Source organism: Rhizobium sp. BK491 (genome assembly GCF_014194925.1).
Lineage (GTDB): Bacteria > Pseudomonadota > Alphaproteobacteria > Rhizobiales > Rhizobiaceae > Rhizobium.
Window position 1 is genome coordinate 38884 of record NZ_JACIAR010000014.1, and the last position, 11479, is coordinate 50362.

The 11479-nt window shown below is 58.8% G+C and carries 9 protein-coding genes and 3 pseudogenes; 9 read left to right on the top strand and 3 right to left on the bottom strand.

The genetic code is table 11. From position 1 onward, the window contains the following. The first annotated feature begins 118 nt into the window (after nt 1–118). Nucleotides 119–2773, top strand: a complete 2655-nt coding sequence (locus FHX05_RS28230; protein ID WP_183876030.1) for a nitrate reductase — start codon at nt 119–121, stop codon at nt 2771–2773. Further along, nucleotides 2745–4267 (top strand): annotated as a pseudogene (gene cysG, locus FHX05_RS28235) (siroheme synthase CysG). Before FHX05_RS28230 ends, cysG begins: the two are co-directional and overlap by 29 nt. Here cysG and FHX05_RS28240 read toward each other — a convergent pair. The 3 genes and pseudogenes from FHX05_RS28240 to FHX05_RS28250 all read right to left on the bottom strand — a co-directional run. After that, a pseudogene (locus FHX05_RS28240) lies at nt 4240–4737 on the bottom strand (CBS domain-containing protein); the annotation flags it as partial. The pseudogenes cysG and FHX05_RS28240 sit on opposite strands and share 28 nt — an antisense overlap. Next, a pseudogene (locus FHX05_RS28245) lies at nt 4728–5126 on the bottom strand (IS6 family transposase); the annotation flags it as partial. The pseudogenes FHX05_RS28245 and FHX05_RS28240, both read right to left, overlap by 10 nt. Nucleotides 5127–5274: 148 nt before the next feature. Then, nucleotides 5275–5478 (bottom strand): hypothetical protein, encoded by a 204-nt coding sequence (locus tag FHX05_RS28250; RefSeq protein WP_183876034.1) that lies wholly within the window; start codon nt 5476–5478, stop codon nt 5275–5277. Between the two features lie 254 nt (nt 5479–5732). Here FHX05_RS28250 and FHX05_RS28255 point away from each other — a divergent pair, with 254 nt between their 5' ends. The 7 genes from FHX05_RS28255 to FHX05_RS28285 all read left to right on the top strand — a co-directional run bounded on the left by FHX05_RS28255 (nt 5733) and on the right by FHX05_RS28285 (nt 10920). Continuing rightward, on the top strand, nt 5733–7517 hold the full coding sequence (locus FHX05_RS28255) for a thiamine pyrophosphate-requiring protein (protein WP_183876036.1): 1785 nt from the start codon (nt 5733–5735) through the stop codon (nt 7515–7517). A gap of 195 nt (nt 7518–7712) precedes the next feature. Beyond that, a complete protein-coding gene (locus FHX05_RS28260) occupies nt 7713–8786 on the top strand; it encodes a DNA topoisomerase IB (protein WP_112611634.1) in 1074 nt (357 codons plus the stop codon). 77 nt (nt 8787–8863) lie between these two features. Next, nucleotides 8864–9721 carry an SDR family oxidoreductase gene (locus FHX05_RS28265; protein ID WP_183876039.1) on the top strand — a complete coding sequence of 286 codons (858 nt, stop codon included), beginning with the start codon at nt 8864–8866 and terminating at the stop codon, nt 9719–9721. A 49-nt stretch (nt 9722–9770) separates the two neighbouring features. Beyond that, entirely contained in the window at nt 9771–10013 is a 243-nt protein-coding gene (locus tag FHX05_RS28270) for a hypothetical protein (protein WP_183876041.1), read from the top strand. 12 nt (nt 10014–10025) lie between these two features. Further along, complete coding sequence (locus FHX05_RS28275) at nt 10026–10208, top strand: hypothetical protein (RefSeq protein ID WP_112611630.1); 183 nt, start codon at nt 10026–10028, stop codon at nt 10206–10208. A 10-nt stretch (nt 10209–10218) separates the two neighbouring features. Then, nucleotides 10219–10416, top strand: coding sequence for a hypothetical protein (locus tag FHX05_RS28280; protein ID WP_112611628.1), 198 nt, complete (start codon nt 10219–10221; stop codon nt 10414–10416). Nucleotides 10417–10497: 81 nt separating this feature from the next. Further along, nucleotides 10498–10920 carry a metal-dependent phosphohydrolase gene (locus tag FHX05_RS28285; protein ID WP_348648352.1) on the top strand — a complete coding sequence of 141 codons (423 nt, stop codon included), beginning with the start codon at nt 10498–10500 and terminating at the stop codon, nt 10918–10920. The last annotated feature ends 559 nt before the right edge of the window (nt 10921–11479 follow it).

Sequence of the window (11479 nt, forward strand, 5' to 3'; positions counted from 1 at the left end):
GGAGACCAGTGGCATGGCGAGCTCTCGATCCCTCCCCTTGAGGGGGAGATGTCAATGAAGCTGCGAGACGGGCGCGCAAACCATCAGCGACTAAGCATAAGCATCGGGGAGACCATGGGTGTCCATTGAAACCAAAACCACCTGCCCCTATTGCGGCGTCGGCTGCGGCGTCATCGCCACGGTCGATGATGATGGCAAGGTTTCCGTCAGAGGCGATCCGGAGCATCCGGCCAATTTCGGCCGGCTCTGTTCCAAGGGCTCGGCGCTGGCCGAAACGATCGATCTCGATGGCCGTGTCCTCTATCCGGAAATCCAGACCCAGCGTGCAAGCTGGAACGACGCGCTCGATCTCGTGGCCTCAAAGTTCCGAGAAGCCGTCGATGAACATGGGCCGAACTCGGTCGCCTTCTATGTCTCCGGTCAATGCCTGACGGAGGACTATTACGTTGCCAACAAGCTGATGAAAGGTTTCATCGGCTCGGCCAATATCGACACGAATTCACGGCTTTGCATGGCCTCCTCCGTCGCTGGTCATCGCCGCGCCTTCGGTTCGGACACCGTGCCGGGCACTTACGAGGATCTCGAACTTGCTGACTTGATCGTCCTCGTTGGTTCGAACCTCGCATGGTGCCATCCCGTGCTGAACCAAAGGATTGAAGCGGCGAGACAAAGCCGGCCGGACATGAAAATTGTCACGATCGACCCGCGACGCTCAGTCAGCGCCGATCTCGCGGACATGCATTTGATGATCAAAAGCGACGGCGATGTTGCCCTCTTCAATGGGTTGTTTGCCCATCTCGCGGGAACGTCGGCTTTCGACCACGATTATGTATTGGCGCATACGATCGGCTTTAACGGTGCGCTGGAAGCCGCACAAGCCAGCAGCAGGTTGGATATCTCGGAGGAAACAGGTCTATCACCTGCCGAACTACATGCCTTTTATCGTCTGTTCGAAGCGACGGAAAAGGTGGTGACTTGCTACAGCCAGGGCGTCAACCAATCCTCCACTGGCACGGACAAGGTCAACGCGATCATCAATTGTCATCTCGCCACCGGCCGCATCGGCCGGCCCGGCATGGGACCGTTCTCGCTGACCGGACAGCCGAACGCCATGGGCGGACGCGAAGTCGGTGGGCTCGCCAACATGCTGGCAGCACATATGAATATTGAGGATGAAGCCGCGCGCGACCGCGTGCAGCGCTTCTGGAACTCGCCAACCATTGCAGCAAGACCTGGTCTCAAGGCGGTCGACATGTTCGAGGCCGTGGCGGACGGGCGCATCAAGGCGCTGTGGATTATGGCGACCAACCCGGTCGTTTCGATGCCGGATGCCGACCGGGTGCGTGAAGCCATCCGCAACTGTCCTTTCGTCGTAGTTTCCGATATCCAAAAGAACACCGACACCGCCGCGCTCGCCCATGTGCTGTTGCCAGCCGCCGGCTGGGGTGAGAAGAACGGAACCGTCACCAACTCCGAGCGGCGCATTTCCCGCCAGCGCAACTTCCTGGATCTGCCCGGCGACGCTAAGCCCGACTGGTGGCATATGGCCGAAGTTGCCAAGCGGATGGGCTTCAACGGCTTCGAATACGACAGTCCCGCCAAAATCTTCGCCGAACACGCGGCTCTTTCTGGATTCGAAAATGGCGGCATGCGCGACTTTGACATAGGCGCGAAAGCCGATATCTCACCTGAAGATTTCGAAGCTATGTCACCGTTTCAATGGCCGCATCGAAATGGCATCCCCGAACGCGCCACGCGGTTCTTCGCCGATGGTGCATTCTACACCGCGGACCGCAAGGCCAGGTTCATCCCGGTGAAATCCGAGCGCGATGCTCGTACGAGCAAGGATACACCCTTCATTCTCAACACCGGCCGCATTCGCGACCAGTGGCATACGATGACGCGCACCGGCAAGGCGGCGCGGCTCTCATCGCATCTCGCCGAACCTTTCGCCGAAATCAACCCGGCGGACGCCGCAGAATTCGGTATCGACAAGGCAGGCTTGGTGCGGGTGGAAAATGCCTTCGGGTCCGTGGTGCTGCGCGCGTTGCTCACCGAGCGACAGCCACGCGGCGGCGTCTTCGTGCCGATGCATTGGAATGACGAATATTCGGCAAATGCGCGCGTGGCAGCTTTGCTAGCGCCGCGCACGGACCCCATCTCCGGCCAGCCTGCGCTTAAGAACATCGGCGTCAAGCTGCAGCCAGCCGAAATTGCGTATTACGGTTTCGCAGTCGCCGCCTCTCGCCCCGCACGATTTGAGGCGCCGTATTGGGCAATCGCGAAGACTGAGGCCGGCTGGCGCATGGAATTCGGCTTCGACAAGGAGCCTGACGATATCGAAACGTGGTGTCGCGATACGTTCGGACTTTTTGATCGTGGCGAGCATCTCGCCTATGTCGACAACCCGACGCGGCAGCAACGTCACGGCTTCTTCGATGGAGATCGACTGTTGCTCGTCTTTTATGCCGCACCCGAACCGGTCGCCGTATCGCGTGACTGGGCCGTCAAGCAACTCAGCACACCACTAGAGTTTGCGCGAACGCGCTTTGCGGTGCTCGCCGGTCGGCCGGGTGCCGATCAGATGGATCCTGGCGCAACCGTGTGCTCCTGTTTTTCGGTCGGCTTCAAGCAGATCGTAGGCGCCGTCGCGGGCGGTTGTCACACGGTCGAAGCTGTCGGCAAACAGCTTAATGCCGGAACCAATTGCGGCTCTTGCCGCATGGAAATCAAAGGGATTATCGATGGTTGCCTCCGTCAAGCCGCGGAATGATAGGCTGGAGCGGATCGCTTCGCTCGCCTCACTGCCAGTGTTCTTCGACCTCAAAGGGAAATCCGTACTGGTCGCCGGCGGCAGTGACGGAGCGGCGTGGAAGGCCGAGCTTTTGGCCGCAGCGGGTGCTGAAGTCCATGTCTACTGTCCCATGGACGAGCTTTCCGGGGCTTTTCAGGAGACACTCGATCACTTTGTCCATCACGATACATTTTGGCGGGCGGCATATTTCAAGAGCTTTGCTTTGGCGATAGGCGACTGCAAAACCGAAGAGGAGGCGCGGTGCTTCCACGATCACGCCGTAGCTGCCGGAGTTCCCGTCAACGTCATCGACAAGCCGACGTTCTGTCAGTTCAAGTTCGGCTCGATCGTTAACCGCTCGCCGGTGGTGATTGGAATCTCGACCGACGGTGCAGCTCCTATCCTCGGCCAGGCTATCCGCCGGCGCATCGAAACGCTCCTCCCGCAGTCGCTTAAAGCCTGGGCTCTGCTCGCCCAGGCTATCCGCGCCCATGTGACGGACGCCCTGACGTCGGTTCAACGACGCAATTTCTGGGAACGTTTCGTTGATCGCGCCTTCGCCGGCGAGGAGCCCGACGCAGATGCAGTGCCGGCCCTGATCACAGAGGCCGACCGAATTCGTAGTAATGCTAACCCTGCCGGCCACGTGACGCTCGTAGGCGCCGGCCCAGGCGACGCCGAACTGTTGACTCTGAAGGCCGTGCGCGCCCTGCAAGCCGCAGACGTGATCCTGTTCGACGATCTTGTTTCCGGGGAGGTGTTGGAACTTGCCCGCCGCGAGGCCAAGCGCATGCTGGTAGGCAAACGCGGCGGTCGCGAAAGCTGCAGGCAGGAGGATATCAACGCGACGATGTTGGCCTTTGCAAAGGCCGGCAAACGCGTCGTTCGTCTCAAGTCAGGCGACCCGATGATCTTCGGCCGTGCCGGCGAAGAGATTGCCCATCTCGATAGAGAGAACATCCCCGTCGACGTTATCCCCGGCATCACCGCAGCAAGCTCCATGGCCTCATGCCTCGGCATATCGCTGACGCACCGCGATCACGCCCAGTCCGAGCGCTTCATCACTGGCCACTCCCGCCATGGCGGACTGCCAGCTGATGTCGACTGGGCATCCGTCGCCGATCCGCATACGACAACCGTGTTCTACATGGGCGGCCGGACGGCCTCGCTCATCGCCGATCGGCTAATTGCCGGGGTCTTCAGCCGTCCACCCCTGCCGTCATCATGAGCGACGTCAGCCGCGCCACACAACGGCAATGGCACGGCAGCCTCATGAATCTTGCTGTGGGCATGAAGGAGGTCGGCTACGAAAATCCTGTCCTGATCGCAGTGGGCAGCGCTGTTTCGGCCCGCCAAAACACGACCGCAAATGCCTACGGCCCTGCGGAAAACCCCATCAAGGCCGCAGGCGCGATCTCTCCGAAAAATTCGCGTCTGCTCAACGATCATTGGTCAGTGACCGCTTTCGGATGAGCTCTAAAATAAGGACGCCGCTCGAGTTCGGCAGATTTCAAGGAGCTCCTGAGCCGCAACAAGTCCTTACGCGCGATCAGGCCAACAAGTTTGCCGGTCGATCGATCTACGATAGGGATTCGGCCGGTGTCTGCGGCAAGCATGAGATCGGCAATGAATCCAACGGTGTCGTTGGGATGACCGACGGGGAGCGAACCGTCGGTAATGTTTTCCTTGAGAATTTGGCCAGCAAGATCTTCGTCATCCTGCCAACGCAGCACGTCGGCGCGAGAGACCATGCCTGTAAGCAGGCCACTATCTTCGACAACCGGATAGACGCGATGGCTCTTTTCTTGAGATGAGAAGAAGCTACAGGCTTCTCCGACGCTTATGTTTGCAGACAAAGTATCAACTTGCCGAATCATAATCTCGGATGCACGTGTAAGCTCGAAGGGATCGATGCCGTATTCGCGAGTAATATGCTGCCATCGATGACAATGCGCTCCGGCCGGCCGTGCCGGGCGAAAGCCTTTCTGAAGAAACGTTTGGCGGCGGTAAGATCACGATGCTCGCTGAGCCGAAACTCGACCGTGTCGCCGTTGCTGTCGATGGCGCGATAGAGATACGTCCATCGGCCGCGAACCTTGATATAGGTCTCGTCGGCGTGCCGCTTGCCAGTGACGGCGCGCTTGCGCCGATTGAACCGATCCGCCAACGGGGGCGCAAAGTGGACGACCCAGCGATGGATCGTCGAATGATCGACGCTGATGCCGCGTTCGGCCATCATTTCCTTCAGGTCGCGCAGGCTCAGGCCATAGCTCAGATACCAGCGCACGCACAGCAAGATCACCGACTGCTCGAAATGCCGACCTTTGAACATTGCCAATCTCCGCGACTTCCGGAGATCAATGCCATGCCACCAGTAACCAGGAAGTTTGGAACAGAACCTTAACGATGAGCAAAAGCTTGTGCTGCTGGCGAAGGCTGCTCATGGGGCTGTGTGATCGAACACGCGTCCTGAACAGATCCTAATCATCACCCTTCTGCTTCAGCGCGTCGGAAACTCGACGCTTGCGGGAATGATCAATGTTTTCGCCATGTGCGTCCCGGGCCTTCTCTCCACCGTCCTTTGCCGGCAGGTAGCCGGCGGGCTTCGATCCGCTGGGTCCTTCCCAACTCGGCGACTGATCGGTCGTTCCTGGGGCACCATCCTGGGGTTGCTGATGTTTCATTCTCGGCCTCCGTGGAGTGTCTGATATTGCGCCGCGATGTCGCGTCCGCCATGGAACCGCGGACGAAGCCTATTGTTCCGATTCTGCCCCTGCCGCAGCCGCCTGACCCTTCATATCGCCAGCTTCTGTCGCATCGACCGCTGGAAGTGCGCTCGTCTGACGGTGCCTGCCCGGATCGGGAACATAAGCACATCTCGCTTGTTGGGCCGGGGGATTTCTCAGCACTACCGATGCGCAGCAAGCGGAGATGGATCATGGCAAAGACTGTTGGCGATTTTATTGTCGAGCGGCTGTACGACTGGGGCGTGCGGCGGATGTTCGGCTATCCTGGCGATGGCATCAACGGCTTCTTCGGAGCCTTGAACCGGGCCGGTGGAAAAATAGAATTCATCCAGGCTCGCCACGAGGAAATGGCTGCATTCATGGCCTCTGCCTACGCCAAATTCTCGGGCGAGCTTGGCGTGTGCATTGCGACATCGGGGCCGGGTGCCACGCATTTGGTGACCGGGCTCTATGATGCGCGGCTGGACCACCAACCGGTGCTGGCGCTGGTCGGCCAGCAAGCGCGTCGGGCGCTCGGCGGCCATTATCAGCAGGAAGTCGATCTCCCATCGCTTTTCAAGGATGTCGCAGGCGATTTCGTCCATCAGGCATCGGCGCCCTCGCAGGTGCGCCATCTGGTCGATCGGGCCGCCCGCATCGCTCTGGCGAACAAGACGGTCACCGCGATCATCCTGCCAAACGACTTGCAGGAGATGCCTTATGAGACGCCGCCCCGCAAACATGGCTCCGTCATGTCGGGCGTCGGTTATGTTGCACCGAGGACAGTGCCGCATGAGATCGATCTGAAGCGTGCCGCTTCGGTCCTGAATGCGGGCAAGAAAGTTGCGATCCTGGTCGGTGCCGGCGCGCTGGGCGCAACCGAGGAGGTGATCGCGGTCGCAGACCGACTGGGAGCAGGGGCAGCAAAGGCATTGCTCGGCAAGGCTGCTTTACCGGACGATTTGACCTGGGTAACCGGCTCCATCGGCCTTCTGGGTACCGAACCATCCTGGGACCTGATGCGAGATTGCGATACGCTACTGGTTGTCGGATCCGGCTTTCCCTATTCGGAATTCCTGCCCGAAGAGGGTGACGCGAAAGGGGTCCAGATCGATATCCGGCCCGACATGTTATCCTTGCGTTATCCGATGGAGGTCAACCTTGCCGGCGATGCCCGGGAAACCTTGCAGGCGCTCCTGCCGCTTCTCAAGCAAAAGGATGATCTCTCCTGGCGCAAGCAGATCGAGGCGAGGGTCGGCGAATGGTGGCGAACGCTGGAAACAAGGGCGCATGCCGAAGCCAATCCCGTCAACCCGCAGCGCGTCACCTGGGAGCTTTCCCCGCGTCTGCCCGACGGCGTCATCGTGACAAGCGATTCCGGCTCATGCGCCAACTGGTATGCACGCGATCTGCGCATGCGGCGTGGCATGATGGCATCGCTGTCAGGTGGTCTCGCATCAATGGGAGCGGCGGTGCCCTACGCGATCGCCGCGAAAGTCGCGCATCCCGATCGGCCGGTCGTTGCACTGGTTGGTGACGGCGCCATGCAGATGAACAACATGGCCGAACTAATTACCGTCGCCAAGTATTGGCGCAATTGGTCCGATCCCCGCATGGTCGTCTGTGTCTTCAACAATGAGGACCTCAACCAGGTGACTTGGGAGCAGCGTGTCATGGAAGGCGATCCTAAATTCGATGCGTCGCAACGCATTCCCGATGTTCCCTATCATCGCTTTGCCGAAATGATCGGCTTGCGGGGCATCTTCGTCGATCGGCCAGAGACGCTTGGCGCGGCCTGGGACGAGGCACTTGCTGCCCAGCAGCCCGTGGTCCTCGAAGTCAAGACCGATCCGGAAGTGCCGCCGATACCGCCGCACATCACCTTCGAGCAGATGCGCAACTTGAGCGCCGCCCTATTGAAAGGAGACCCCGAGGAAAGCGGCGTGGTCAAGGGTACCTTGAAACAGGCGCTGAGTGCCGTCTTTGGTCGCCGCTAGAGAACCGGGATAACTTCGAGTCAGAAATCGGCATACTTGTTTCCAGCCAAAGGAGTGGCTGCCGCGGCGCAAAGATCCGCGGCAGGCGGGCATCCGGAACGAGAGCTTCAGCCGCGCCGAGCGGGCTCCGTTGCTGCAAAATATCACCTGAATCAATGCGATGGAACCGGCAGGCTAAAACCGAGTTATGCGGACATGAACCAGATGCTCCCCAAAGTCGGCGTTGCCGCGGCTGCCGCAGAGGCCAAGCTTACCTCCGGATTGATCTACATTCCCAGCCTCAATGTTGGAATTACCCGAAAGCAGGGAAAGAACGGTTTCCTCTACTACTCGCCCACGGGAAAGCGGATCACGGAACCTTCGGAGATCAATCGCCTGAATGCATTGGCAATTCCTCCAGCCTATACGAACGTGGTGATCTCCACCAATCCTCTTTCACACCTTCAGGCCATTGGAACGGACGCGCGTGGCCGCAAACAATACCGCTATCACCCCGATTGGCAGTCAGAACGGGAGCGCACGAAGTTCGATCGCCTCGTCGATTTCGCGGCCCGCTTGCCAGACATTCGCCAACGGGTCGATCGGGATCTGCGCTCGCGAGGTCTGACCATGGAAAAGGCATTGGCGACAGTCGTCTGGATGCTGGACAATCTCTACATTCGCGTGGGTAACGCAGCCTATGCGGAAATGAACCGATCCTACGGCTTGACCACGCTCAGGAACCGGCACGTGCAGGTCGAGGGTGGAAGCGTCAAGTTTCGTTTCACTGGCAAATCCGGCAAGGAATGGAACCTCGTTCACTATGACCGCCGCATCGCCAACATCGTGCGCCGCCTGCAGGAACTGCCGGGACAGCAACTGTTCAAATATGTCTGTGATGATAGCGGATGCCGTCAGATCTCATCGGAGGATGTAAATGCTTACATCCGGGAAACGGCCGGAGGCGATTTCAGCTCGCGTCAGTTCAGGACCTGGGGCGCGACCTGCATGGCAGTGTCTGCGCTGGCTCCGCTTAAGGTCGAGAAAACCGAGCGGGCTATCGCCCGCCAAATCAACAGCGTGATCGACCCAATAGCATCACGGCTCGTGAACACCCGCTCAGTTTGCAAGTCCTCTTACATCCACCCGGCGGTTTTCGAGGATTTCCGGGCAGGAGTGCTTGCCGATGTCCTCAAGACCCGGACGAGAAGCAACCGGCTTCTGGAATGGATGGAATTGGAGGAAATTCGCGTTCAGCGCTGGCTCAAGAGGCGCGCTCAGAAGCAGTAATCTTCTGAGTAAATTCAGGGAACCATAGTCTCCAAAGATGGTTCGAGATGAAGATCTCATCAGGACAGGAGAACGTCATGGTTATGCATCCGAAGCCTCCATTTCCAGCGCAGCAACAGGCGATGCCGGGCTATACAGCCGCCATGCGGCCGGTGCCGGATCATGGCGAGGAGAGCTATCGCGGATCCGGCAAGCTCGCGGGCAAAAAGGCGATTATCACGGGCGGTGACAGCGGTATCGGCCGCGCCGTCGCCATCGCGTTTGCGCGGGAGGGCGCCGACGTCTTGATTTCCTTTTTGAAGGAAGAAGTGGATGCCCAGGAAACCAAACGCTGGATAGAAGACGCTGGGCAAAAGGCAGTCCTCGTCCCCGGAGATATTCAGGATTCGCAGCATTGCCGGATGATCGTCGAAAAAGCGGTGGCGGAGCTTGGCGGAATCGACATCCTCGTCAACAATGCTGCGCACCAGGCGAGTTTTCATGAGATTGGCGATATCACCGATCAGGAATGGGAGACGACATTCAAGGTCAACATCCATGCCATGTTCTATCTGACCAAGGCGGCGGTCCCTCACATGAAGCCGGGGAGTGCCATCATCAATACGGCTTCGATCAATTCCGATACTCCGAACCCGACCCTTCTTGCCTATGCAACGACGAAAGGCGCTATTCAGAACTTCACGGCCGGCCTGGCGCAGCTGCTCGCCGACAAGGGAATCCGTGCCAATGCCGTTGCTCCCGGACCGATCTGGACGCCGTTGATCCCATCCACGATGCCGGCGGAGGCCGTCGAGAATTTCGGTATGCAAGTGCCCATGAAGCGTCCCGGTCAGCCGGTCGAGCTTGCAACCACCTATGTCATGCTCGCCGATCCGCTCTCCAGCTATGTTTCCGGCGCCACCATCGCGGTCACGGGCGGCAAGCCGATCCTATAGCGGCTGACCGAATATAGACGGCGGTCGCCCTTGTTTCGGAACATTCGGAATGGCAAACGGTTTGAATATTTATCCGGCATTTCAGTCCGGGACGTCGCGCCATTTGGCGCGATCGCAATGCTCGCAAGGCGGCAAAATGGAACGCAACCCGCAAGCACGTCACCGCATGATGATTTTCGTAGCGGCAATCTTCATGATTGCTTGCGGCATCGCAGTCTATTTTGCCTTCGAGTTTCATCCAGGCGAACCCGCTTTGCCGGCTACGGGCGTTGTGTCGACTAGCGGCCAATGACAGGAGCAAGCCATGAACAGCAAATTGCCACCAGTTCCCGCAGACAATCGAAGCTATAAGGGTGTTGGAGACCATTCCAGGCCCGCCGTTGCCGATCCGCACAAACCTGATGTCGCACGCGATCCCGATAAAATGGGCCAGCAAGGCAACAGCAGGATCAACACCAGCCATCAAGGTCATCAACAGGATCGATAGGGAGGAGCCAATGTCCACGTCGACCAAGACTCCCGCCAGCATTCGCCAAGGCGGCCCGGGCGCGTCCCACGAAAATGCCAAGGCGCCTCTGAACATTCCCAAGCCAGCCGCCGACCCCGATCAGCGCGACCGCAGCAAGGTTTCCGGCGGTGGCGGCGAACCCGATCGCCATCACAGCCACGACCCCAAGCGAAAAGGCGGGCATTAGCGGGAAGGTGCTGTGCATTGACGGCCAAAATGAAAGCGATCCTGGCATTATCGGCGCGTTTTCAACGCGATGGGAGAAATCGTGAAACCGCTTGATAGGGCCATACGCATTGCGGTTGCCGCACATGAAGGCCAGACCGACAAAACGGGCAGCCCTTATTTCGAGCACTGCGAACGGGTCGAGAGGCTCATTTCAGATGAAGACGGCAAGGTCGTCGCTTATCTCCATGACGTCGTCGAGAAAGGTGCCGGCTGGAGCATCGAGAGGTTGAGAAAGGAAGGTTTTTCATCCTCGGTGCTGTCGGCCGTCGACGCATTGACGATGCGGCGGGACGAGCCGGAGACCGCCTTTATAGACCGGCTGGCCATCAATCCCTTGGCTGTTTCAATCAAGCAGATCGATCTTGCGGACAATATCTGGCAGGCCGGACGGAAAAATGTGGATCCCGAAAAATACTGCCAGGCCCTTCAAATGCTGTTTAGGGCAACAGGCCGATCTCGATAGGGCAGCCATTAATCTCCCACTCTCAGGACATCTTTGTCGCGAATGCGATCTTCCTTAAGGGGTGTCTGGGCTGCTGCGGCGCCGGCTGTCCGTTTCATCGTCACACCAGGTTCTGTTGGTGGCTGATTGGATCTTGACAATTCGCCAACGCTGCTTGGGGTTTTGTTCCTGTATTTCAACGCCGATAACTATTCCTGCAAGCGTTCGAACAGCTGGCGTTTGCGCTATCACCGCCGGCAGGACTGCGAAGGCAACTTTCTTCGGTGGTGTTCACAGACGGTAATTGGAAGGTTAAGTGAGACGACTGACGAAGGAGTAGAACGCATCCTGACAACGAGCAAGTCGCTGACCTATTCGCTTCCTTGCATCGGATCGAGCGACATCGATCACCGACACCAATTATGTGATTGACGGTTGGACCATACCGATCGCCTGATGAACCGACTTGATCTCACCATGCCACAGGCTTTCGGTCAGCAGCACCCAAACCTCTTACCCAGCCATTCTGTCTGAGCAGGATCGACTTGCCGCGCACGCCACGTCAACGCGACCGGCCGCC